The sequence below is a fragment of the Chryseobacterium amylolyticum genome (assembly GCF_051011775.1).
Classification (GTDB): domain Bacteria; phylum Bacteroidota; class Bacteroidia; order Flavobacteriales; family Weeksellaceae; genus Chryseobacterium.
The window spans coordinates 433,747-457,979 of sequence record NZ_JBPCHX010000004.1 but is presented as its reverse complement, the minus strand read 5'-3'; the positions used below and the strand labels follow the sequence as shown (position 1 = coordinate 457,979).

Genomic DNA, 24,233 nt, shown 5'->3' with positions numbered 1-24,233 from the left:
TGAAAGCCATTCAATAAATTTCAAAATCGTGGAAAATTCCAAACAGATTTTTCAGACCAGCAGCAAGAAACGCTGGAAAAGCGTACAATGGGGAAGCCGTGTTTTTATTTTTATAGGAATACTGCTTCTTCTTGCTTTAGGCCTGATGATGACCCTGGACAGAAGTCCAAAAATTCCTTTTAAAGAAGATTATAAAGCTGTTATCACGGCCAATAAACCTTATCTTCAGGAGAATAAAATTTCCAAAGAATATAAAGGTTTCAGAAGCTTTATTTCTGAAAAAACAATCCATACCAATCTCGATAAAATTGAAAAGGCGAGAGCAGAAAGATATAAAAATCAGAACAGAAACTGGACCCAGTTTCCGGGAGGCATCCGTTCCGCATTTTATGTAGCATGGGATCCTCAGTCGCTGATGTCTCTGAAAAGAAATATCAGACATGTGAATCTTGTTTTCCCGGAATGGTTTTTCCTTGATCCTAAAACGGGTGATCTGAAAACCAATGTAGATCCGGAAGGGTACAAGGTGATCAAAAGAACAGGAGTGGCTGCCATGCCGATGCTGAGTAACAACTTCGACAGGGAATTCCGCTCAGAAGGATTGGCAAAAGTTCTTAATGATCCGCAGAAAAGAACCCATCTGATTCAAAATATTACCCGGCAATGTAAAAAATACCACTTCAAAGGAATCAATATTGACTTTGAGGATATGAATCTGAATTCTGATGAAAACCTGATCGCCTTTATGAAAGAGCTTTCGGAAACCTTCAAAAAGAATCAGCTGCTGGTTACTATGGATATCATGACGGATAATGATGATTACAATATTCCGGGACTGAATCCCTATGTAGATTACTTTGTGCTGATGGCTTATGATGAATATTCAGCAGGAAGTGATGCCGGCCCGGTTTCTTCTCAGAAATGGATCGAAGAACAGACAGGTAAAATTGTAAAACAAACCTCTCCACAAAAAATTATCCTGGGCCTTGGAGCCTATGGGTATGACTGGAGTTCCAATCCGGATGATAATACTTCTGTTACTTACATGCAGGCAATTACCAAAGCCAGTGCCAGTAAAGCAGTTATTGATTTTAATGACAATACGTTTAATTTAAATTACTCTTATACGGATTCTAAAAATCTGACCCATACCATATTTTTCAATGATGCAGCTTCTATTTTCAATACAATGCGTTTCTCTTCAGAATATCCATTGGCAGGAACTGCACTCTGGAGGCTGGGAAGTGAAGACAGCAGGGTATGGAACTTCTATGATAAAGACCTTACATTTGCCGGCCTTTCCAAATTGAATTTAAAAACGCTTGAAAATGTAAAAGGACAGACCATGGTGGATTACATCGGGGATGGGGAAGTGCTGGATGTTCTGAATACGCCCCATGACGGGAAAATCGCGCTGGAAATTGATCCCAAAGAGAAAATTATCACAGACGAAAACTATGTTACCTATCCAAGTTCTTATGAAGTGAAGAAATATGGAAGTGCTCCTCAGAAAGAGCTTGTGCTTACATTTGACGACGGTCCGGATGAAACATATACGCCGCAGGTTTTAGATGTATTATCCAAATATCATGTTCCGGCAGCTTTTTTTCTGGTAGGCTTAAATGCAGAAAAGAACCTTCCGCTTGTGAAAAGAATTTATCGTGAAGGACATGAAATAGGAAATCATACGTTCACCCATGAAAATGTGGCAAAAGTAAGTCCCGAAAGAGCTTTGCTTGAATTAAAACTGACAAGGCTGCTGATAGAGTGTGTGACAGGACACAGTACAATTCTGTTCAGAGCACCTTACAACGCCGACTCAGAGCCTACCACTTCGGAAGAGATTATTCCGGTGGCATTGGCCAGACAGCAGAATTATCTGGACATCGGGGAAAATATAGACCCCGAAGACTGGCAGCCGGGAATAAAAGCAGATGAAATTGTAAAACGTGTAATGGCCGGCATCAGACAGGAGAGAGGAAATATCATTCTTCTTCACGATGCAGGCGGAGATACCAGGGAAGAAACGGTAAAAGCTTTAAAGATTCTGATTCCGGCTCTTCAGAAACAGGGATATCATTTTACCAACCTTACGAGCATTCTGCACAAAAGCAGAAATGAGCTGATGCCTGAAGTTCCTAAAACGAAATCGTATTACATCATGCAGCTGAATCTTGTGCTGGCTACGGTTATCTATGGAGTGAGTCATTTTCTCGTAGCATTATTTACTATTTTCATTGTATTGGGACTGATCAGACTAATGCTGATGGCATACTGGGCATTTAAAGAAAGAAAAAAAGAGAAAAAATTGGGAGAGTTTCCGGTTCTGGAATCCTATCCGAAAGTTTCCATCATTGTACCTGCTTACAATGAAGAAGTGAATATTGTGTCTTCCCTGCAGAATTTATTGAAACAGACGTATCCTAATTTTGATATTATTATGGTGGATGACGGAAGTAAGGATTCCACTTATGAAAAAGCAAAAGCAGCATTCCCTGAGCACCCGAAACTGAAAATTTTCACCAAAGGAAACGGAGGAAAGGCCACAGCTCTGAACTTTGGAATATCACAGACAGATGCCGAATATGTAGTATGTATTGATGCAGATACCAAACTGCAGCAGGATGCCGTAAAATATCTGATTGCAAGGTTTTTAAATTCAGCCCCTGAAGAAAAAATTGCAGCCGTTGCAGGAAATGTGAAAGTTGGAAACAGAGTAAACTGGCTGACCAAATGGCAGGCTATAGAATATACGACGAGTCAGAATTTCGACAGACTTGCTTATGCCAATATCAATGCGATTACAGTAATTCCGGGAGCCATCGGGGCGTTTAAGAGATCTGTGATCATTGAAACCGGAGGCTATTCATCCGATACCCTGGCAGAAGATTGTGATATTACCGTGAAAATCTTAAAAGCCGGATATATGGTAGCCAACGAAAACAGAGCTGTTGCAGTAACCGAAGCCCCGGAAACCGTAAAACAGTTTTTAAAACAGCGTTTCCGATGGACATACGGCATCATGCAGATGTTCTGGAAACAGAGACAGACTTTCCTTAACCCCGCATATAAAGGACTGGGGCTTTGGGCAATGCCGAATATTTTATTATTCCAGTATATTATACCATTTTTCTCGCCATTGGCAGATGTGATTATGTTCTTTGGAATCCTGTCCGGAAACGGAGATAAAATATTTACCTATTATCTGATCTTCCTTTTAGTGGATGCTTCCTTAGCGCTGATTGCATTCATTATGCAGCGGGAAAAGCTGATCAATCTGCTGTATATTATTCCGCAGAGATTCGGGTATAGATGGCTGATGTATATTGTATTATTTAAAAGTTTAAGAAAAGCGTTGAAAGGCGAAATGCAGTCCTGGGGATTTCTGAAAAGAACCGGAAATGTAAAAGAGATAGCAACTTCCTAGATAAAGCGGGAGGCGGGAAGAATAAAGCAAGAAGTTATTGTAGAGATCGTATTACCATTCTTTATGATTTCCATAACTTCCAGCTTCCATCCTCCGGCTTCCAACTTATTTATTTAAATTTGTTTTTCTGAAAAGTAACAAATTCAAAATAAATCATACATATTCTATAAATTGTTATCATAATGAAAAAAATAACGCTTTCTTTGTTTTTAATAGCAGGGATCTGCACTCAAACGACTATGAGCGCACAAGCTAAAGCTGCTAAAGTAGCAGTAAATAACACAGACAAAGGCTTAGACCTTAGCCTGATGGACACTTCAGTGCGTCCACAGGATGACTTTTATAACTATGTGAGTGGAACCTGGATGAAAACAGCCAAAATTCCATCTGACAAACCAACATGGGGAAGCTTCAACAAACTGGCTGAGGATACGGATAACAATTCCATGACCATCCTGAACTCCCTTCTGAAAGATAAATTTGCTGACGGAAGCGAAGGTAAAAAGATCCAGGATCTGTATGCTACTTATATGAACATGCAGAAGAGAAATGCAGACGGAATCAAACCTATCCAGGATAACCTGAATAAAATTGATGCCATTAAAAATATGGCTGATCTTCAGAATTACCTGATTTCTGTAACCAAAGACGGTGAGAACATTCTTTACGGATGGGGAGTTGACGCAGATCTTAAAGATTCTAAAATGAATGCTGTGTATTTAGGAAATGCTTCATTAGGTTTGGGAAGAGACTACTATCAGAAAGTAAACGAAAAAAATACAGAAGCTATTGCTGAATATCAGAAATATGTAGCTTCAATGCTGAAAGAATTAGGGTATAAAAATGCTGATGAGGCCGCAAAAGGTATTGTAAACTTTGAAAAAAGTATTGCGAATACATACCTGACCAATGAGCAGAGCCGTGACAATACCCTTCAGTACAATCCTAAAACAATGGCTGAACTTTCAGCGTTGGTAAAAGGGGTGGACATCCCCGGATACCTTAAAAAAGTAGGAGTAAATACTGACAAGGTAATTATCAGCGAATTAGGATTCTATAAGAACTTTGATAAATTGATCAATGCTCAGGATCTTTCTGTGATCAAAGATTATCTTAAATTCCACATGATCCATGGAAGTGCTTCTTACTTAAGTGAAAACTTAGGAAATATGAAGTTTGCTTTTTATGGTAAATACCTTAGAGGTCAGCAGGAGCAGAGAGCTCTTAACAAAAGAGGTTTTGAATTGATCAACGGAACTTTGGGAGAAGCTTTCGGAAAATTATATGTTGAGAAATATTTCCCTGCAGAAGCAAAAGCTCAGATGGTGGAACTGATTGACTACCTGAAGAAAAGCTTTGCTGTTCATATCAACAACTTAGCATGGATGTCTTCTACCACTAAAGAAAAAGCAATGCAGAAACTGAACAAGTTCACTGTAAAAGTTGCTTACCCGGACAAATGGAAAGATTATTCAAAATTAGATATTATTTCTGAAGCTAAAGGAGGAAGCCTTTACAAGAACCTTCAGAATATTACGGAATGGCAGTATAACAAAGATTTAGCAAAAATAGGAAAGCCGGTTGATAAAACAGAATGGGGAATGACTCCACAGACTGTTAATGCCTATTACAACCCGGTAAATAACGAGATTGTATTCCCTGCAGCAATCCTTCAGCCGCCATTCTTCAATCCGAATGCTGACGCTGCTGTAAACTTTGGAGGTATTGGTGCGGTTATCGGTCACGAAATGAGCCACGGATTTGATGACTCAGGAGCCCAGTTCGATGCAGACGGTAACCTAGTAGACTGGTGGACTCCGGAAGATAAAGCAAACTTTGAAAAAGCAACTAAAGCCCTTGCTTCCCAGTATGATAAATACGAGCCTGTAAAAGGTACTTTTGTAAACGGTACTTTCACAAACGGAGAAAATATTGCTGACTTAGGAGGTGTAAACATCGCTTATGATGCCCTTCAAATGTATCTGAAAGACAAAGGAAATCCAGGTAAAATCAGTGGATTCACCCAGGATCAGAGATTCTTCTTAAGCTGGGCAACCGTTTGGAGAACATTATCGAGCGAGAAATATATGGTGAATCAGGTAAAGACAGATCCGCACTCTCCGGGATATTTCAGAAGTTTTGGTCCGCTTATTAACGTTGACGCCTTCTACAAAGCATTCGACGTGAAAAAAGGAGACAAATTGTACAAAGCTCCGGAAGACAGAATCAAAATCTGGTAAAAATAACAACCGCTCAGCAATGGGCGGTTTTGTTTTTTAGGTGGCAGGTGGCAGATGTTAGGTAGTAAGTAGGTGGCAGCTGATAGGTAGCAGGTGATAGGAGTTAGATATTAGATATTAGGAGACTCCTATTTGTCATAACGGCTTCCATCATTCCCCTCCTTTGGAGGGGTGGCAGACATTCAAAGAATTTTTGACGGGGTGGTCTGCATATCCACTAACCTTAAACCTTGAACTTTAAATCCCGAATTATCAATTACCATTCACTACATATCATTAAAGTTTGTATATTTGGTAAGTTTGTGTAAAATCAAAAATTATCTTTAATGAAAAAGCTAAATATTGGAATACTTGCCCTTTCAGGTATTGTATTTCTCAATTCGTGTGGTGCAGCTAAGACTGCGGGGACAGAGAATAAAACCGAAGCTGCAGCAACAGTGGCTGAGCCGGTAAAAGAAGAAGTGAAAGAGGAGGGGATCAACTTATCATATATGGATACAAGTGTCCGCCCACAGGATGACTTTTTTAGCTATGTGAACGGAAACTGGGTGAAAACTACTCAGATTCCATCGGACAAGGCAAACTGGGGTTCTTTCAATGCATTGAGAGAAAATGTAGATGATGCTTCATTAGATATTTTGAACAAAATTCTTACAGAATCATATCCTGCAGGATCAGAAGGACAGAAAATCCAGAATCTGTATGCTTCTTTTATGGATACCAATAAAAGAAATGCAGAAGGGCTGACACCTATCAAAGCAGATCTTGCCAAAGTAGATGCCATCAAAAACCTTAATGATCTTCAGAAATACCTTCTGGAAGCCACAAGATTAGGAGACAACTCTTTCTACGGATGGAGAGTGGGAGCAGATATGAAGAATTCCAATATGAATGCAGTGTATCTTGGCGGTCCGGATCTTGGTTTGGGAAGAGATTATTACCAGAAGGTAAATGATGCCAATACTAAAACACTGGCTGAATATCAGACTTATGTTGGAAAACTATTTGGAGTTTTAGGATATAAAAATAATACTCAGGCTGCGCAGAATGTAGTAGACTTTGAAAAGCAGTTAGCCAATTACTTACTGACGCTTGAACAGAACAGGGATGCCAATTTAAGATACAATCCTAAAAATGTATCCGAATTATCGGGGCTTGTTAAAAATGTAGATCTTGCAAAATATCTTAAAGATGCAGGCGTAAATACAGACAGAGTAATCATCGGAGAACTGAAATATTACCAGAATATGGATCAGTTCATTACTCAGAAAAACCTTCCATTACTGAAAGACTATCTGAAATATCATATCATTAACGGAAATGCGAGCAACCTGAATGACAGCTTAGAGCAGATCAGATTCGATTTCTATGCTAAATATTTACAGGGGCAAAAAGAACAGCGTCCGATGAACAAAAGAGGGCTTACCCTGGTGAACGGTGTTCTTGGAGAAGCTTTCGGAAAACTGTATGTAGACAAATATTTCACTCCTGAAGCCAAAAAGCAGATGGAAACGTATATTGATTACCTTTTAAAATCATTCAAAACACATATTGCCAATATCGACTGGATGTCTCCTGAAACCAAAGTAAAAGCTCAGGAAAAATTATCCAAGTTTACTGTAAAAATTGCTTATCCGGACAAATGGAAAGATTATACTCAATTGAAAGTAGAATCTCCTAAAGAAGGCGCCACTCTTTATTCTAATCTTCAGAATGTGGCAGCATGGCAATATCAGAGAAGTCTGGATAAAGTTGGAAAACCGGTTGATAAAACAGAATGGGGCATGTCTCCGCAGACTGTAAATGCTTACTACAGCGGATCAAATAACGAAATTGTATTCCCTGCAGCTATTCTTCAGCCGCCTTTCTATAATCCTAAAGCTGATGCAGCAGTAAACTTCGGAGGAATCGGAGCCGTTATCGGTCACGAGATTTCTCACGGATTTGACGACAGCGGTTCCCGTTTCGATGGAGATGGTAATCTTAATAACTGGTGGACAGATGCTGACCGTAAAAACTTCGATGCAAAAGTAGGTCAGCTGGCAGCTCAGTATAGTGCTTACGAACCAGTAAAAGGAAGCTTCGTCAACGGTAAATTTACAAGTGGCGAAAATATTGGAGATTTAGGAGGAGTAGCCGTAGCCTACGATGCTCTTCAGATGTACCTGAAAGATCACGGAAACCCTGGAAAAATCAGCGGATTTACGCAGGATCAGAGGTTTTTCATGAGCTGGGCAACTGTCTGGAGAACAAAAGCTACCGATCAGTATATGATCAATCAGGTTAAAACAGATCCGCACTCTCCGGGAATGTTCAGGGCTTTCGGTCCGCTGGTAAACCAGGACTCATTTATCAAAGCATTTGATATCAAACCGGGAGACAAAATGTATAAAGCTCCTCAGGACAGAATAAAAATCTGGTAATTTTACCTTAAATTGTTAGAAAAGAAAAATCCATTTCATATTGCTTGGGATGGGTTTTCTTTTAATATTCTCTCTTATAATTCCGGAGCACAAACCTGATTCCGGTTTCCATAATGTCACCCATGGTTTTACAATACTTGAAATTGACATCATAGGTCAGTTTTTGCAAAGCAGTTCTTAGCTCTATCACATTAGCTTCAGGCGCAATACTATCTTTTTTCATGATAGCAATGAGTTCATCAAACCGGTTTTTACTGCTGGTCACCCTTTTTACGATCTGCGAACGTACTTCCTTGCGGTACTGTTCTATTGAACTGGGTTTCAGTTTTTCCAGAACCATATTCACCATCTGATTGTTTTCCTTGAAATACTGCGGAAGATACACTTTCAGATTGCCTTCATAAGTCTGCTGATCAAAATCAATAGGACGGATCCGGTAAATAACCTGGTCGAAATCATGTATGGGAATCACCACATAATTATAAGAACGCATATCGCCAAGAAGCCCGATAAGGCAGCGCTCATTGAATTTCACAAATTCTTTGGAAATCTGTGCCTTTTCCAGTTCGGAACAGTTAGCCAAATGTTTCTGAATGAAAACATCTCCCGGAATTCCTAAAATATGCTCTTCTATCAACGTGTTTTTGTACACCAGAAAATTAATCCGGTTGGGAGAAAGCAGGTCTTCAAATTCCAGCCCGAATATTCGTGAGGCATCAGCCTGCTTAATATAAAAATAGGTATAATTATCATTCAATACATTTCTCACCCTGATCCGGAACGGTTTAGAGTTCCCGAAAGTACAAAAATCGATGGTATCTACTGTCAGATAAGGTAGCGTAGCGGTATCTCCATCAGAATGGAGGAGGGTATAAATTTTATTTAAATTGGCTTCTATTTCTTTAAACTCGTATTCAGAATACAGTACCCCAAGCCACAATGTATCTTTGCCGTCTTTATCCAGAATGCTCACACTGTCACTGAACCTCAGCAGGTCTTCATACAGAAATCTGATCTTAGTGGTTCTGTTATATTTTTCCAGATATTGATGTAATGCTTCTGAAACAGGGAATATGGGCTTTCTAAACGCAATTTTTACATCTTTCATGACACGGTTCACTTTGTTTAAATATAAAGAATATTTTTTGTAATGTCTGAGGAATTCTTATTTTAATATTCATTTGGTACATTTGTAGGGAATAAAGCAAACAGAAATTTTATTTTATTTTTCTTGAATGAGTTTATTTATTTTTTCATAGCTTAGTGATATCGTAATATGGTGATTTTATGTTGAATAAATATTTATAAATTTACATGATTCAAGAAAAATCTTAGTAAAATTTTGTATGTTACAGTTTTTTTTTAAATTTAAACATTGGATTGGTAATTTATTCGATTCATCTGTAAATTACTCAAAGACAGATCCAAACCAAAATAGTAAATCTCAAAATAACAATAATATGGCAATGTTTAATTATGGTGTTGGCGGAAACGAGGTAAAAGTAGACGCTAATGAAGCTATTCAGGAAATACAGGAAAATAAATCACTGATAGTAAGCCAACTTACAACAGAAGAGTCTTATACTCCTGAAATCGTAACAGGATTAAAAACAGTGGAAGACGTTTTCAGACATTTCCAGCCTTCAGTATCGGTACAGCACGAAACAGAAGATGGTGGAATAGTAGAAGAGGAATTCCGTTTTCAAAACCTTGGAGACTTTACTCCGAAGAGCCTTACTCAGAAGTCAGATTATCTGCAGCAGCTGAGTATGGAACAGGAGCAGTACAATAAAATAGTACGTCAGCTGAAAACCAACAAAATTCTACGCAACATGCTGGAGAACGATCAGACCAGAGCGGCGTTCATAGAAGTATTGAAAGAAGTGGCACAAGAACTTGAAAAATAATTAAAGACTTACATTAAATCATGGATAGCAAATTACAGGCACAAGAAAGCCAGCAGCAGGGGCAGCAGCAACATGCAGGGCAGCCGAAGGGCAACCCGCTTGCAGAGCTCAATAAAATGGGAGGATTTGGCTTTGTTGAATCCGTTGTAGACGGTATTGCCAATATGAACCCAACAAGAAAGGCAAGAAAAGAAATCTTCCTGAATGACAGCAATAAAGCAGAAGAAAGAAAAGAGCTTCTTCAGAAGATCAATCTTTGGGTAAGCCTTTTAGAGGGTAATGAATCAGCAGATAAAATGGCTGAAACGTGCAAAACCAAAGCACAGCAGGCCGATCAGAACTTAAAGAAAAACTTAAAAAATACACTGGACGCTGTTCGTATGCTGGAAACCAACTACAGAACAGTAGCACAATTCTATAAAAATACAGAATTGGATAAAGTGGATAACGTAAGTATCGTAAATGCAAGCCTTGAGCAGGTTTCCGATCTGGATAATCCTTTGTTCATTGATGCCATTTCAGAAGAATTTAAAAATTATTATGACCGTCTTGACCTTAGAGATAACTATTCAATCCTTGCAATACCAGGATATTTAGGATCAAATAAGGTAATCGAGAAATGGGCAAAAATCTGTAACGAAAACAAAGTAATGATGGTTACAGACTTTGCCAACCTTGATAAACCGGATGATGTTGTAGACTTATTCCACTCTGCAAACCTTACAGGAGGTGAGCTTCACAGAAGTAACGTTATTATGACGTGTAACTGGCTTGTAGGACGTGGTAAAGCTGAAGAAGTAGGAGAAGAGGAAAACGTAGAACTTCCGCCTTCCACTTCATTAGCAGGAAAAATCCATAAAACACTGATGTCTCAGGTAGCAGCAGGTAAGAAGCATGGTAATATCAACGAAGTAGACGCAGTAAAATTCGAACTGAAGAAAAGTGAAATTTCTCAGCTGGAAAAAATGGGTCTTGTACCCATGGTAAACGAATACGGAAAAATTATGGCTTTCTCTGCAAAGACATTGTTTACAGGAGACAATATCGGTCTTCAGACATATTCCGTAGTTCGTGTATTCGACTATGTAACCAAAGTATTGCTTGACTTCCTGAACAGAAGAGCCTTCGAAAACTGGAATGCTAAAAATGAGGATGATTTAAGAAGACAGATTGTAACGTTCCTTGACAATATCAAAGGACCGGACAAGCTGATCGAAAAATTCAAAATTGTTCGTTTCGAGCAGGATAGAGTAAACAAAGACAGAGTATGGCTGGATATCCGTATGACACCTTATTTCCCTACAAAAAGTTTCGTTATTAAACTTGACGGACACAAAGGAGATGATGGTAACGAATGGGATGCAGAATATACTCAGGAGTAGAATTAAACTTATTTTATATAACAAAAACCGATGCAATTTTACATCGGTTTTTTTTCAACCAACACCTATGAAATGTAATATGAATAAGAAGCTGATCTTTATCTTACCGGTTCTGCTGATGGTACTTATGATGAGCTGTGAAAAAAAATACCAAAGCCCGGGTCATTACGAAAATGATCTTTTTGCAGATGAGCATCAGGAAGGAAAAGCATATGTCATGAATGAAGATGAATGCTTTGATGGCAGTGAGCTGGTGATTGCAAGTTCAGAGGTTAAGCTCTCGGACAGCTCGAAAGGGCGTGGGAAATCATTTTTTCTTTATAAAGTAAAATCAGGAAAAGTATTGAAAACAGTAAGAGATTCTGCTGTAGAAATGCCAATGCTGTTTTTATCGGAATATAAACTAAAGATAAAAAACACTGATTCTATGTATGTTTATCTGAAAAAGCTTGAAGGATACCGCTTTATTGCCAAAGACAGAAATCTTAAATACCAATGGTTAAAAGCTGCTCCGGTATACAATGTAAAGAAAAAATAAAATAAACCTATCTTTGCAGCATTGAAAATAAGATGAAGAGAGAGCATCTCTTCAATGACTTAAAACAAGATTGGTTTTTGGAAAAAAATAAAACGGCTTCAGAGTTTCTTCATATAGGAAACCGGCTTTTGGAATGGTACAGGAATAATGCGAGAAATCTGCCTTTCAGACAGACAAAAGATCCGTATAAGATCTGGATCTGTGAAATTGTATTTCAGCAGACTAGGATTAATCAGGGCCTGAATCATTACAATAATTTCATTAAACGATTTCCCGATGTAAAAACGCTGGCAGAAGCGGAAGAAAATGAAGTTTTACTCTATTGGAAAGGATTAGGATATTATTCAAGAGCAATCAATATCCACAAGGCTGCCCGGCAGATCATGAATGATTATCAGGGAGTTTTTCCTCACCAATACGAAGAAATCCTGAAATTAAAAGGAGTAGGGAAATATACTGCAGCAGCTGTTTCAAGCATTTGTTTTGGTGGAAGAATACCTGCTGTTGACGGAAACTTTTACCGTGTTCTGAGCCGTCTTTTTGCTGATGATTTTGATATTTCGAATTCAAAAGCGTTTACCTATTTTTCTGAACTGGCTGCTTTGGTAATGCCGGAAAATGTGGGAGATTTTAACCAGGCTATGATGGACTTAGGCTCAGAGATCTGTAAGCCCAAAAATCCGCTTTGCGGAGAATGTCCTCTCAATAAAGACTGCCTGGCATTTTCCCTGCAGAAAATTTCAGATTATCCGGTAAAAACAAAAAAAGTAAAAGCCGAAGATCTTGCTCTGACCTATTATTTTGTACACAGAAACGGCAAGTTCCTGATCCGTCAGAGAGCGGACGATTTTATCTGGAAGAAATTATTTGAATTTCCTGCCACTATTTCTGCTGATATGGAACCATTTGTTACAGGTTCAAAAACCGTTACCCATAAACTGACCCACAAAAATTTAAGCATTGAAATATTGAATGTTGAGGTTACTTCAGAAAAGATCTGGAATCATTTTATCGCTGAAAATCAATACCTGATTACAGATGTTGAAGGCTCTCATGAAAAATCTTTTCCGAAACCTTTGGAAAATTACATTCAAAACTCTCTGAAAGACTGAAATTTGTCTTCTTAAATCTGAAATCTAATTTGTACTTTTGCAAAATGATTAAAAAAGTCATTTTTATTTTTGTATCGCTGCTTTTAATTTCATGTGGAAAAGACCCTTCACCAAAACCTTATGGAGAACTGCGTCTTGAGTATCCTGCACCGAAATACCAGAAGTTTCAAAACGATTGCGCCTATACCTTCGAGTATTCGGACTTTGCTTCCATAGCACCAGCCAAAAAGCCCTGCTGGTTCTACCTGAACTATCCGAAAATGAAAGCCAAAATTTTCGTTACCTATTATCCGATACAAAATGACTTTGCAGACCATATTAAGGAAGCTGAAAAAATGGTATATGAGCATACCATCAAAGCCAGTTCCATAGATACAAAATCCTTTGAATACCCTGAAAAAAAAGTATACGGGAACTTCTACGAGCTGAAAGGACAAAGTGCTTCCAATCTTCAATTCTACATTACAGACAGTACGAAACACTTCGTAACTGCTTACTTATACTTTAATACGAGACCGAAACCGGACTCTCTTGCCCCTGCAGTGAACTATATCAAAAATGATATGAAACACCTGCTGGACACTTTTGAATGGAAAAAATAATTACTTTTAATATACATTGAAAAATATATGAAACTTTTAGTTGTAGGAAGTGTTGCATTTGATGCAATTGAAACACCATTTGGTAAAACGGACAAAATTTTAGGAGGTGCAGCCACTTATATCGGGATCACTTCATCAATTTTAGGCGTTAAATCCGGAATTGTTTCTGTAGTAGGAGGAGACTTTCCACAGGAACATCTTGATATGTTCACCAACAGGGATGTAAACATTGAAGGAATTGAAATCGTGAAAGAAGGAAAAACATTCTTCTGGTCCGGAAAATACCACAACGATCTGAATACAAGAGATACTTTGGCTACAGAAGTAAATGTTCTTGAGAATTTCGATCCGAAGATCCCTGATTCAATGCAGGATGCCGAAATTTTGTTACTTGGAAACCTACACCCTGGAGTTCAGTTATCTGTACTTGAAAAAATGAACAACCGTCCTAAGCTGGTTATCCTTGATACCATGAACTTCTGGATGGATTCTGCTTGGGATATCTTAATGGATATGATTGCCAAAACAGATGTAATTACCATTAATGATGAAGAGGCAAGACAGCTTTCAGGAGAATATTCTCTGGTAAAAGCAGCTAAAAAGATCCACACAATGGGTCCTGAATATGTCATTATCAAAAAAGGAGAGCACGGAGCTTTACTTTTCCATGACAATAAAGTATTTGCTATCCCTGCGCTTCCATTGGAAGATGTTTTTGATCCGACAGGAGCCGGAGATACTTTCGCAGGAGGATTTGCAGCATATCTTGCTAAAAAAGGAAAAATTGATTTCGAAACGATGAAGTCTGCCCTTATTGTAGGGTCTGCAATGGCTTCATTCACCGTAGAGAAATTCGGAACTGAAAGAATAGAAGAAGTAAATGAAGCAGATATGTTCAGCAGATTGAGACAATTCAAAGAATTAACGACATTTGATGTTGAACTGCAGTAAATAAGTCTTTTTAAGAAATATTTATAATAAAAAATTGAGTGAAATTCGTTAAGAATTCTAAATTTGCAACTTGTTAAAATAGTAAAATGACAAATAAACTAAAAATCACTTTTCTTCTTGGGATTTTCATCATGATATTCTCTTCAAATATGATGAATGCCCAGCTAAAACAAGGAGATTTGGTGGATGGTATTGCAGCTGTTATCGGAGATGAGATTGTGTTGGAATCTGATGTAATCGAGCAGATGAATTATGGTAAACAGCAGGGAGCTGCCAACACAGACAAATGTGAGTTCCTGGAAAACCTTATCAGCAATAAGCTTCTTGTATACGAAGCAAAAAAAGATACTTTAATTGAAAACCGTTCTGCAGCCATCAAAGAACAGGCTAATGCAAAATACCGTCAGTTGCTTTCTCAATTTCCGGATGAAAAGACATTGCTGGCCGCTTATAAGTTCAGAAATGCCTATGAGATGAAAAATGCTATCGAGAAGATAGACACAGACCAGTACTACGGGCAGGCGAAATACCAGAGAGTTACTGATAAAGCAGACGTAACTCCAAATGAGGTAACTGACTTCTACAATATGTATAAAACACAGCTGCCACAGGTAAAAGATGAAGTTACTCTGGCTCAGATTATGATTTATCCATCCCTTACAGAAGCTCATAAACAAGACCTTATCAACAGGTTGAAAAAAATCAAGCAGGATATCCTTGCCGGGGAAACTTTTGAAAGCCAGGCAAGAATTTATTCTGAAGATGAAGGATCAGCTGCTAACGGTGGATTATATAAAAATATCAACAAAGGACAGATGGTGAAGCCATTCGAGGCTGCAGCACTGAACCTTCAGGAAAATGAAATTTCAGATCCTGTTGAATCTGAATTCGGATTCCACATTATTCAGTTGGTGAAAAGATCAGGTAAAGTGTATGACGCAAGACATATCTTGTTAAAAGCCACTCCAACTGATGAAGAGATCAAAACTGCAAAAGCAAAATTAGACAGTATCAGAGGTCTTATTATAGATGGTAAAATGACTTTTAAAGATGCTGCTTTTAAATTCTCAGATGATAAAAGAACAAAATTCAACGCTGGAATAATTCCGGGAGCTGATGGTTCTGATAAAATTGAAAGAGAAAGTATCCCCGGAACAATCAGCTATGAATTGGCCGGATTGAACAAAGGAGATATCACAACTGCTTTTGAAGACGAAGAAAACAAGAGAAAGCAAATCAAGATCATCAAAGTGGAAGATGTGATTCCTTCTCACCAGATTACACTGGAAACAGACTTCAGCAGAATCAAGCAGATGGCGCTGAATAAAAAGAAAAGTGAAATGGTTGAAAAGTTTGTCAACTCCAAGTTACCGACAACTTTTATTTCAATTGACGGGCGTTACGACAGCTGTAACTTTAAGTCGAACTGGAAGAAACAATCCATGACAAAATAAAATCAAAACCTTCAGAATTTCTGAAGGTTTTTTTTATCACTAAACGTTATAAAGACAAAAACCCGTGATGGAAAATATTGACAGATATTTCCCGGAAAACCATTGTTTTTATTATTTTTACGCATGAGCAATTTTATAGATTTCAACGCTGCAAAAAAACTTCATGAGATGGAGGCGACACAAAATAGAATTTCACACCTTTTTAATATTAAATATCCGATTATCCAGGCAGGTATGATCTGGCATTCAGGATGGAGACTTGCTTCGGCTGTTTCCAACTGTGGCGGATTGGGGATCATAGGAGCAGGAAGTATGTATCCTGATATCCTCAGAGAAAATATTCAGAAATGCAAAAAGGCAACAGATAAACCTTTCGGGGTAAATGTGCCTATGCTGTATCCCAATATTGAGGAGATCATTCAGATCATTCTTGAAGAAAAAGTGAAGATTGTCTTTACATCAGCCGGTAACCCTAAAACCTATACAGAAACCCTTCAGAAAGAAGGAATAAAAGTAGCTCACGTAGTTTCCTCTACCAAATTTGCTGTGAAATGTGAAGATGCCGGAGTAGATGCTATTGTGGCAGAAGGGTTTGAAGCAGGAGGGCACAACGGAAGAGATGAAACAACAACATTTTGTCTTATTCCCAATGTTAAAAAACATATTTCTAAGCCGTTAATCGCTGCAGGAGGAATTGCCCTGGGCTCACAGATCAAAGCTGCGATGATTCTTGGTGCAGACGGTGTGCAAATAGGCTCCCGTTTTGCTGCTACTACAGAAGCCAGCGCCCATGAAAACTGGAAAAAGAAAATCACGGAACTTCAGGAAGGAGATACGCATCTTACCCTGAAAGAACTGGCACCGGTAAGAATGGTTAAAAATAAATTCTTTAATGAGCTGGAAGAAATCTATCAGAGCGGAAGAAACAAAGATGCTTTAATCGCTTCATTAGGAAGAGCCAGAGCAAAACGCGGGATGTTCGAAGGAGATATGGAAGACGGAGAACTCGAAATAGGGCAGGTCTCAGCTTTGATTGATGAGATTCTTCCGGTGGAAACTGTTTTCAATCATCTTTTAAAAGAATTTGAAGAAACAAAAATGCCAACGTTTTAAATATAATTGATTCAATGGAGGAAAGAATAATTGATGTAAAGGATAAAAAATTATATATAGAACATAATAATCAGTTTAAAGACAGGCCTACGGTTGTTTTTCTGCATGACTCATTAGGCTCAGTGCAGCTTTGGAGAGATTTTCCTGTAAAACTCGCTGAAGCCGTACAGTGCAATACCCTTGTTTATGACCGGTTAGGATATGGAAAATCATACCCTTTGCCTACTCATGAAAGACCGGTAAATTATATGGAGCTGGAAGCCGATTTGCTGAATGACCTGCTGGCTGAAATGAATATTGATAGCGTTATTCTGTTTGGGCACAGTGATGGCGGGACAATAGCTCTCATCACGGCTGCAAAGTATCCTGAAAGAATAAAAGCTGTCATTTGTGAAGCAGGACATATTTTTGTGGAAGACATTACTTTAAAAGGCATCTATGATGCGTGGGAAGCCTACAAAACAACAAATCTTCCGGAACGGCTTCAGAAATATCATGGTGATAAGGTAGAAACACTATTCAAAGCCTGGACAGAAACCTGGACACGGGATGATTACAGAACCTGGAATATTGAATATCTCCTGAAAGACATTACGGCGCCATTATTATTCATTCAGGGAGAAACAGACGAATACGGAAGCTTGGATCAGGTAGAAAAAACAGTTACTCAGGTGAGTGGAAGTGCTGAGAAATATATTATTCCCAGGACCGGACATACACCGCATAAAGAAGTTCCTGAGCTTGTACTGCAAAAAGCGACAGCGTTTATCGGTAATTACCTGCAATAAATATTCATAATAGAAAAAGACATCTTATCACTGAGATGTCTTTGTTTTATGCAAAACAGGATCCTGCATTTTGCAGTTACAGTAACCGGAGCTCGGCTTCAATATTCTCTTTTGCCTGAGCCTCATACTTTTCCTTAAAATATTCTGTTTTAAAGATACTTTCAAGTTCAAGAAAATGTTTAAGGACTTTTTTTCGTCCCGGTTTATATAGAAAATCGGGATAAACAGAATATTCTTTTCTTATATTCCTGGTGTATTCCATATAAGTTTTAAAATCTTTACCCAGCACAGAAAGGTCTGCATCCAGAAGATAATTGGTATCGTTATGAACAGACAGCTGATGGGATTTTGTAGCAATAATCTGTTCCGAAATCACTGAAATATCATCTTTATTTACATGAAGTTCAGTAAGTCTTTTTTCTGCAGCAGCGGCACTTTTTTCTTCATTGGATTTCGATGTGACATCATAGATGATGTCGTGATAAAATACGGAGAAAGAAATTGCTGTGAAACCGGAAATGTTACCCTTCACATCATCAAGCTCCCTGAACATATTTTCAAGATGAAGAAGATTGTGGTAATACCTGCTTTTTTCAGAATATCTGGTTTCAATTTCATTCCAGAGACTGTTGATTAGCTGTCTGTCTTCTGTAAAAGCAGAACACAGCTGTTCAAATTGATTTTTCAGATTCATAGAAATAAAGGGATAAAAAAAGGAACTTTTAAAAAGTTCCCTGATTTGCTTCCAGAACAGCCTTCAGCTCAGCCCAGCCTCCGCCGTTATAACCGTCCTTTAATCCCTGAGCATTAAGATAATCCAATGCTTTTCCGCTTCTGTTTCCACTTCTGCAGAACAGGACTACCGGTTTTTCAATAGATAGAATCTCATCTTGTCTATCTTCTACTTCACCCAGAGGAATATTCTTGGCTCCATCTATATTACCGTCCATTTCAAGCTCCATTGGCTCACGAACGTCGATCAATTCATAGTTTCCGGATTGTATTACTTCTATTAAAGACATAGTTGTTTATTTTAAAATCAGAAACGAAATTACGCAATTTTTTTTTGAAAAAAATCCTAATTAAAACATAAATTTTTCAGAAAATAAGAGATAGGAAGCCGGCCGTAAGCGGAACTTCGATGTCAATGATCAGATTGATAAAATAATCTTAATTTTGCAGTGTGAAATTAATGAATGCCGGCGCCGAAAAATATTCCCAACTGATAAAATCCAAGGCAAAAAGTTTTGGATTCCAGAGTTGTGGTATTTCCAAAGCTGATTTTCTGGAAGAAGATGCCCCTCATCTTGAAAAATGGCTGAAGAATAATTATAATGGCGAAATGAAGTATATGGAAAATCATTTCGACAAAAGACTTGATCCGCGTCTTCTGGTAGAAGGGTCCAGATCTGTTATTTCACTTTCTTACAATTACTTTCCTGAGGAGAAAATCCCGGTACTGGAGAATTATAAAATCTCAAAATATGCTTATGCAGAAGATTATCATGAAGTAATCAAAGAAATTCTCCGTGAGATGGTAGCGGAACTGCAGAAAGAAATAGGGGAGTTCGGATTTCGGGTTTTTGTTGACTCTGCTCCGGTTTTGGAACGAAGCTGGGCCAGAAAGTCAGGAATTGGCTGGGTAGGAAAAAATGCCAATCTTATTACCAAACAGAATGGTTCTTTTTACTTTCTGGCAGAAATTATCTGTGATCTTGAACTGATTCCGGATCATGCCACCACAGATCATTGCGGAACCTGCAGGAAATGTATTGATGCCTGCCCGACAGATGCTATCGTTTCCGAGAAAATTATTGACGGAAGCCGCTGTATTTCTTATGCAACCATAGAACTCAAAAACGAAATTCCTGATTATTTTAAAGATAAAATGGAAGACTGGATGTTCGGCTGTGATATCTGTCAGGACGTTTGCCCATGGAACCGCTTCTCAGCTCCCAATAAACAAAGCCGTTTTCAGCCAAACGAAGCGTTGAAAAACTTCAAAAAAGGAGAATGGAAAGAGCTTACCCAGGAAATTTTCTCTGAAATTTTCAGAAAATCTCCCGTAAAACGGACCAAATTTGCAGGGCTCAAGAGAAATATTGAGTTTTTACAGAAGTCGTCTGACTGATTTTTCCGGAATTTTCGGTGACAATTCCTCCTTTGGAATTTTTTGAATTTCCAAACCAGAGCTGATAACCGGCCATTCCTTAAATTTTCCGCTTTAAGGAGGTAAAAGATTATATCAATAAGTTTCTTGAAAAGCCTTTCCTATAAAGAAAATTGATTTTCAGGAGATCAAGATCTCACCGAAAATCAACGTCTTTTTTGTATTCTTTTAGGAGCAGTTTTTACTCTTATTTTAAATCTTTTTTGGGATTTGGTATTTTTACGCATATTTGTAAATATTTCGTAACTAAATATAGCCATTTTTTCGATTAAAACAAATACTTTTACCAAAAATTGCAGATTAAATTTTATTAAAAAACATGACTGTGAAAATGATCTTAATGTATCTCCTGAAAGTGGTGGGCGTTATTTTGGGAATTGTCATTATTTATGTAATCCTTGGACTGCTGATTCCTTATATTCCCGTTTCAGCAAAAGATGACGGACAGAAGAAAGAAATCCCGATCTATATTTATACCAACGGAGTGCATACGGATATCGTAATGCCGGTGACAAATGATCTTCAGGACTGGAGCCGGAAAATTCCTTTTGCCAATACGAAATCAAAAAAAACAGACTATCAGTATATCGGAATAGGATGGGGAGACAAAGGTTTTTACCTGGATACCCCTACATGGGCTGACCTTAAGTTTTCTACAGCCGTTAAAGCAGCCTTCTGGTTAAGTGATTCTGCCATGCATTGTACCTACTACAATACAATGAAGGAAGGTGAAGACTGCAAGATGATTATGATCAGCAGAGGGCAGTATGAGAAACTGGTGAAATACGTAGAAGATAAGTTCGACAGGGACCAGAACGGTAACTTCATATTAATTCCAACCAATGCGGTATATGGTGATAATGATGCCTTTTATGATGCCAAAGGGACTTACAGCTTTCTTTACACCTGTAATACCTGGTCAAATAACGCTTTAAAAGCTGCCGGACAAAAAGCAGCACTTTGGACACCCACAGATTTTGGAATTTTTCAGCACTATAAATAACTCATGAAAAGGATTTGTCTGTTTTTTGTTGTTTTTTGGATATGCTCATGCTCTCAGGAGAAAAACAGAAATACAATACAGACGGTTGACACACCTGTTGCTGCCGAAAAGAAACCTGAAGCCGATCTTTCCAGGCTAAAAATAAAGGCTGAAGAAGCCCTGGAATTTTGTACCTCAAAGAATCTTAACCGTGATTTCTGTATTCTGATTGATATGAGCCTTCATTCCGGGGTTAACCGTTTTTTTGTCTGGGATTTTAAAAACAATAACATTTCAAAAAAATATCTGGTAGGCCATGGCTGCGGCTCCAATTCATGGAGTAAAGATGATTCTAAAGCCAATCCGGAATTCAGCAACGAAGACGGAAGCCATCTATCTTCTTTAGGAAAATATAAACTGGAAGGAAGAGGGTACAGCGATTGGGGAATCAATGTAAAATACCTGATGCACGGCCTTGAAGAAACCAACAGTAATGCTTTAAAAAGATATATTGTCTTTCATTCATGGAATCTGATGAGTGATGAGGAAGTGTTCCCCAAAGGTTCACCGGAAGGCTGGGGTTGCCCAACTGTATCCAACAACGCCATGAAGGAAATTGATCCGATGATTCAAAAGTCTGGAAAACCTGTACTGATGTGGATCTATAATTAAATCTTTGTTATACCTTTGTTTCGTAACAATCAGGTTAACCGGTTCCGCCTTATGAAACATACCCTTTTCCGCGAACAACAGCTCAACTGTGATATAGAAACAGCATGGAAATTCTTTTCCTCAGCCAGCAATCTTTCAGAAATTACCCCGAAAGACATGGGCTTTATTGTATTGACGGAAATGGAAGATGATGAAATCTACGAAGGAATGCTCATCGATTATTATGTTTCTCCCTTATTCGGAATCAAAATGCAATGGCAGACTGAGATCACCCACGTTGATTTCCGTAAAAGCTTTATCGATTTTCAGAAAAAAGGTCCCTACAAATTGTGGAACCACCATCATGAATTTATTCCTAATGAAGAAGGCGTTCTGATGAGAGATACCATAGATTATGAACTTCCCATGGGATTTTTAGGAGAAATTGCCCATCGCCTTTTCGTCAGAAAGAAACTGGAACATATTTTTGATTACCGATTCAGAGTACTCAGTAAATTGTTCTAACTAGACAATTTTGGTCATTCAATAGAAACGGGCTTTAGCCCGTTTAAAAACGTTAACCAGAATTTCATTGGCTTTAGCCGAAACTTTAACGATTCCAATTATATTCTTCAGAATGACAAACTGGGTGGTAAGCCTTTAGAATAATCTACTTAATGTGTGAAATCTATGAGAAAATAATTCAATAGAAACGGGCTTTAGCCCGTTAATAATAAATCAGAATTCATCTGGCTTTAGCCAAAACTTAATGCCAATTTTCATCCGGAATTTTAGAAGTTGGATTCCTTCGGAATGACAGACTGCATGAATAGACTTCGCATTCTATTTGTCATTCCGTAGAATCCCAATATGAATGGGCAGGATTATTCACTCATTGTTTAAGTTTTTTTAACAGTTCAATGGCCGGATTTTCCAGTAAAAATCTCTATTTTTGCACCACTATCGTTTTACTGAAAAACTAAAGTATTCTGATTCACATGGCAGCTCTGAGGTCATTTTTCTTATTCTATATCATACTGGTTTTTTCCCTTTTCAATTCGAATTGGGCAGAAAAATCGTTGCAGAATATTCCTCATGTCCCTCCTGTAACGAATATTCATGTTCTGGATGTTTATGAAGAAGCAGATATGAACACGCATGCTCTGCCTGCTGCTTCAAAAATTGTAAAACACTCAGTCAGAAAAAATGATTCTGCAGTGGCAGACTTCTCAGGGATATTAAAAGTTATTCCGAAAATTACCCTTCCGGAAATTGCGGTTTCCATTATTTGCGGGGTTAAATCCTTTCTCCATCTCCTCCAGCTGTACTAAGTTTAAATTTCTGAAAGCCAAATCACTTTTAACGGAAATCTTATAATTTAAACATTTAAAAATGTATTGTAAAAACGTAATAATTTGCATTCTTGCAACATTATTGGCTGTGTCATGCAGTAAAGACAAGGAAAAAAACAATCAGAAAGAAAAAGAAGTTCCCGTACTGGAAATCAAGGAAAAAGATACATTGGTGAGCAACCAGTTTGTCACAGATATCCAGGCCAAAAAGAATGTTGAAATGCGTTCCAGAATCGGAGGTATTATACAGCATATTTATGTCAACGAGGGCCAGTTTGTAAACCAGGGGCAGGCTTTATTTAAAATCAATGATGCTGAATTGCAGATGGAGCTTCTGAAAGCCAATGCAGCATTAAAGCAGACTGAAGCAGATGTCCGCATCGCAGAAGTGGAACTGAAGCAGATTCAGAGTCTTCATGCCAAGAAATTTGTAGCCAATAACGAGCTGGAAATGGTAAAAGCAAAACTGTCTTCCGCGAAAGCAAAACATGCTTTTGCCGATGCTGAAAAAAGGGCAGTTCTTCAGAAAATAGGCTTTACAAAGATCACAGCACCTTTTGATGGGGTAATTGACGTGATTCCCCATAAAGACGGCAGTTTAGTGGAAAACGGAACATTATTGACCACACTTTCCCAACTGAACGAAGTATACGCTTACTTTTCCATCCCTGAAAACTTATATTTTGAGCTCCTGGCCAATGATAAGATCGGGAACCACCAGAAGATTGAACTGATGCTGCCTAACGGAGCCAATTATCAGTTCAACGGTGCTTTAAAAACAGCTGAAGGAGAAATCGACAGAACTACAGGCTCTATCCGTTATAAAGTGCTTTTCCCGAATCCGGACCGCCTCATCAAACACGGTACTTCCGGGAAGCTTATCATTTCCGAACAGCAGAATAACGCAATCCTTATTCCACAGAAATCTACCTTCTCCATCCAGGATAAGACCTATGTTTTTGTAGTGGATCAGCAGAATAAAGTGAAAATGACCAGCATTAAGATCGGAACTACCTTAAGAGATTCTTATATGGTGGAAAGCGGTCTTAAAAAAGGAGATTTAATCATTTATGAAGGAACACAGTCTTTGAAAGACGGTGATATTATCAAAATCAAAAAGAAGTATTAACCTTTCATAATC

Annotated in this window: 21 protein-coding genes; 18 read left to right on the top strand and 3 right to left on the bottom strand. The window is 38.2% G+C overall.

Annotated features, from left to right (window positions below; translation table 11 throughout):
- Window positions 1–28: 28 nt before the first annotated feature.
- The 3 genes from ACR1PO_RS13970 (at window position 29) to ACR1PO_RS13960 (ending at window position 8,090) form a co-directional block, all read left to right on the top strand.
- On the top strand, window positions 29–3,427 hold the full coding sequence (locus ACR1PO_RS13970; RefSeq protein WP_433987141.1) for a trifunctional glycoside hydrolase family 18/polysaccharide deacetylase/glycosyltransferase family 2 protein: 3,399 nt from the start codon (window positions 29–31) through the stop codon (window positions 3,425–3,427).
- Between the two features lie 182 nt (window positions 3,428–3,609).
- Complete coding sequence (locus tag ACR1PO_RS13965; protein WP_433987140.1) at window positions 3,610–5,667, top strand: M13 family metallopeptidase; 2,058 nt, start codon at window positions 3,610–3,612, stop codon at window positions 5,665–5,667.
- A gap of 326 nt (window positions 5,668–5,993) precedes the next feature.
- Complete coding sequence (locus ACR1PO_RS13960) at window positions 5,994–8,090, top strand: M13 family metallopeptidase (RefSeq protein ID WP_332385947.1); 2,097 nt, start codon at window positions 5,994–5,996, stop codon at window positions 8,088–8,090.
- Between the two features lie 61 nt (window positions 8,091–8,151).
- Here ACR1PO_RS13960 and ACR1PO_RS13955 read toward each other — a convergent pair whose 3' ends face one another.
- Window positions 8,152–9,198 (bottom strand): hypothetical protein, encoded by a 1,047-nt coding sequence (locus ACR1PO_RS13955; protein ID WP_332385946.1) that lies wholly within the window; start codon window positions 9,196–9,198, stop codon window positions 8,152–8,154.
- Between the two features lie 352 nt (window positions 9,199–9,550).
- Between ACR1PO_RS13955 and ACR1PO_RS13950 the strand changes: the two genes are divergently transcribed.
- The 9 genes from ACR1PO_RS13950 to ACR1PO_RS13910 all read left to right on the top strand — a co-directional run bounded on the left by ACR1PO_RS13950 (window position 9,551) and on the right by ACR1PO_RS13910 (window position 17,937).
- Window positions 9,551–9,997, top strand: a complete 447-nt coding sequence (locus tag ACR1PO_RS13950) for a hypothetical protein (RefSeq protein ID WP_332385944.1) — start codon at window positions 9,551–9,553, stop codon at window positions 9,995–9,997.
- 20 nt (window positions 9,998–10,017) lie between these two features.
- The gene (locus tag ACR1PO_RS13945; RefSeq protein WP_002981023.1) at window positions 10,018–11,379 is read left to right on the top strand and encodes a DUF5458 family protein; all 1,362 of its coding nucleotides are present in this window, start codon (window positions 10,018–10,020) and stop codon (window positions 11,377–11,379) included.
- 79 nt (window positions 11,380–11,458) lie between these two features.
- The gene (locus tag ACR1PO_RS13940) at window positions 11,459–11,917 is read left to right on the top strand and encodes a hypothetical protein (protein ID WP_433987139.1); all 459 of its coding nucleotides are present in this window, start codon (window positions 11,459–11,461) and stop codon (window positions 11,915–11,917) included.
- Window positions 11,918–11,994: 77 nt separating this feature from the next.
- Window positions 11,995–13,029 carry an A/G-specific adenine glycosylase gene (gene mutY, locus ACR1PO_RS13935; protein WP_433987138.1) on the top strand — a complete coding sequence of 345 codons (1,035 nt, stop codon included), beginning with the start codon at window positions 11,995–11,997 and terminating at the stop codon, window positions 13,027–13,029.
- Between the two features lie 44 nt (window positions 13,030–13,073).
- Window positions 13,074–13,631, top strand: a complete 558-nt coding sequence (gene gldD / locus ACR1PO_RS13930; protein ID WP_374463707.1) for a gliding motility lipoprotein GldD — start codon at window positions 13,074–13,076, stop codon at window positions 13,629–13,631.
- Window positions 13,632–13,658: 27 nt separating this feature from the next.
- Window positions 13,659–14,582 carry a PfkB family carbohydrate kinase gene (locus tag ACR1PO_RS13925; RefSeq protein ID WP_110009163.1) on the top strand — a complete coding sequence of 308 codons (924 nt, stop codon included), beginning with the start codon at window positions 13,659–13,661 and terminating at the stop codon, window positions 14,580–14,582.
- An 86-nt stretch (window positions 14,583–14,668) separates the two neighbouring features.
- Complete coding sequence (locus ACR1PO_RS13920) at window positions 14,669–16,036, top strand: peptidylprolyl isomerase (RefSeq protein WP_332385940.1); 1,368 nt, start codon at window positions 14,669–14,671, stop codon at window positions 16,034–16,036.
- A 123-nt stretch (window positions 16,037–16,159) separates the two neighbouring features.
- Entirely contained in the window at window positions 16,160–17,149 is a 990-nt protein-coding gene (locus ACR1PO_RS13915) for an NAD(P)H-dependent flavin oxidoreductase (RefSeq protein WP_433987137.1), read from the top strand.
- Window positions 17,150–17,163: 14 nt separating this feature from the next.
- Entirely contained in the window at window positions 17,164–17,937 is a 774-nt protein-coding gene (locus tag ACR1PO_RS13910) for an alpha/beta fold hydrolase (protein WP_433987136.1), read from the top strand.
- A gap of 76 nt (window positions 17,938–18,013) precedes the next feature.
- On the opposite strand, the gene ACR1PO_RS13905 is transcribed toward ACR1PO_RS13910, so the two are convergent.
- On the bottom strand, window positions 18,014–18,631 hold the full coding sequence (locus ACR1PO_RS13905) for an HD domain-containing protein (RefSeq protein WP_433987135.1): 618 nt from the start codon (window positions 18,629–18,631) through the stop codon (window positions 18,014–18,016).
- Window positions 18,632–18,659: 28 nt separating this feature from the next.
- Entirely contained in the window at window positions 18,660–18,959 is a 300-nt protein-coding gene (locus ACR1PO_RS13900; RefSeq protein WP_433987134.1) for a rhodanese-like domain-containing protein, read from the bottom strand.
- Between the two features lie 170 nt (window positions 18,960–19,129).
- Between ACR1PO_RS13900 and queG the strand changes: the two genes are divergently transcribed.
- From queG to ACR1PO_RS13870, 6 genes are all read left to right on the top strand, one after another.
- Complete coding sequence (gene queG, locus ACR1PO_RS13895; RefSeq protein ID WP_433987177.1) at window positions 19,130–20,068, top strand: tRNA epoxyqueuosine(34) reductase QueG; 939 nt, start codon at window positions 19,130–19,132, stop codon at window positions 20,066–20,068.
- A 364-nt stretch (window positions 20,069–20,432) separates the two neighbouring features.
- Complete coding sequence (locus ACR1PO_RS13890; protein ID WP_433987133.1) at window positions 20,433–21,110, top strand: TIGR02117 family protein; 678 nt, start codon at window positions 20,433–20,435, stop codon at window positions 21,108–21,110.
- A gap of 3 nt (window positions 21,111–21,113) precedes the next feature.
- On the top strand, window positions 21,114–21,761 hold the full coding sequence (locus ACR1PO_RS13885; protein ID WP_332385935.1) for a murein L,D-transpeptidase catalytic domain-containing protein: 648 nt from the start codon (window positions 21,114–21,116) through the stop codon (window positions 21,759–21,761).
- Window positions 21,762–21,812: 51 nt separating this feature from the next.
- Window positions 21,813–22,265: an SRPBCC family protein gene (locus ACR1PO_RS13880; RefSeq protein ID WP_433987132.1), complete on the top strand. Its 453-nt coding sequence runs from the start codon at window positions 21,813–21,815 to the stop codon at window positions 22,263–22,265.
- Window positions 22,266–22,738: 473 nt separating this feature from the next.
- Window positions 22,739–23,071, top strand: a complete 333-nt coding sequence (locus ACR1PO_RS13875) for a hypothetical protein (protein WP_332385934.1) — start codon at window positions 22,739–22,741, stop codon at window positions 23,069–23,071.
- A 61-nt stretch (window positions 23,072–23,132) separates the two neighbouring features.
- Window positions 23,133–24,221: an efflux RND transporter periplasmic adaptor subunit gene (locus ACR1PO_RS13870; protein WP_433987131.1), complete on the top strand. Its 1,089-nt coding sequence runs from the start codon at window positions 23,133–23,135 to the stop codon at window positions 24,219–24,221.
- Window positions 24,222–24,233: the final 12 nt, after the last annotated feature.

Bases quoted from the DNA above. Each gene is read 5' to 3' on its own strand.
- ACR1PO_RS13965 (WP_433987140.1), top strand. From the start codon at position 3,610: ATGAAAAAAATAACGCTTTCTTTGTTTTTAATAGCAGGGATCTGCACT.
- ACR1PO_RS13960 (WP_332385947.1), top strand. From the start codon at position 5,994: ATGAAAAAGCTAAATATTGGAATACTTGCCCTTTCAGGTATTGTATTT.
- ACR1PO_RS13955 (WP_332385946.1), bottom strand. From the start codon at position 9,198: ATGAAAGATGTAAAAATTGCGTTTAGAAAGCCCATATTCCCTGTTTCA.
- ACR1PO_RS13950 (WP_332385944.1), top strand. From the start codon at position 9,551: ATGGCAATGTTTAATTATGGTGTTGGCGGAAACGAGGTAAAAGTAGAC.
- ACR1PO_RS13945 (WP_002981023.1), top strand. From the start codon at position 10,018: ATGGATAGCAAATTACAGGCACAAGAAAGCCAGCAGCAGGGGCAGCAG.
- ACR1PO_RS13940 (WP_433987139.1), top strand. From the start codon at position 11,459: ATGAATAAGAAGCTGATCTTTATCTTACCGGTTCTGCTGATGGTACTT.
- gldD (WP_374463707.1), top strand. From the start codon at position 13,074: ATGATTAAAAAAGTCATTTTTATTTTTGTATCGCTGCTTTTAATTTCA.
- ACR1PO_RS13925 (WP_110009163.1), top strand. From the start codon at position 13,659: ATGAAACTTTTAGTTGTAGGAAGTGTTGCATTTGATGCAATTGAAACA.
- ACR1PO_RS13920 (WP_332385940.1), top strand. From the start codon at position 14,669: ATGACAAATAAACTAAAAATCACTTTTCTTCTTGGGATTTTCATCATG.
- ACR1PO_RS13915 (WP_433987137.1), top strand. From the start codon at position 16,160: ATGAGCAATTTTATAGATTTCAACGCTGCAAAAAAACTTCATGAGATG.
- ACR1PO_RS13910 (WP_433987136.1), top strand. From the start codon at position 17,164: ATGGAGGAAAGAATAATTGATGTAAAGGATAAAAAATTATATATAGAA.
- ACR1PO_RS13905 (WP_433987135.1), bottom strand. From the start codon at position 18,631: ATGAATCTGAAAAATCAATTTGAACAGCTGTGTTCTGCTTTTACAGAA.
- ACR1PO_RS13900 (WP_433987134.1), bottom strand. From the start codon at position 18,959: ATGTCTTTAATAGAAGTAATACAATCCGGAAACTATGAATTGATCGAC.
- queG (WP_433987177.1), top strand. From the start codon at position 19,130: ATGAATGCCGGCGCCGAAAAATATTCCCAACTGATAAAATCCAAGGCA.
- ACR1PO_RS13885 (WP_332385935.1), top strand. From the start codon at position 21,114: ATGAAAAGGATTTGTCTGTTTTTTGTTGTTTTTTGGATATGCTCATGC.
- ACR1PO_RS13880 (WP_433987132.1), top strand. From the start codon at position 21,813: ATGAAACATACCCTTTTCCGCGAACAACAGCTCAACTGTGATATAGAA.
- ACR1PO_RS13875 (WP_332385934.1), top strand. From the start codon at position 22,739: ATGGCAGCTCTGAGGTCATTTTTCTTATTCTATATCATACTGGTTTTT.
- ACR1PO_RS13870 (WP_433987131.1), top strand. From the start codon at position 23,133: ATGTATTGTAAAAACGTAATAATTTGCATTCTTGCAACATTATTGGCT.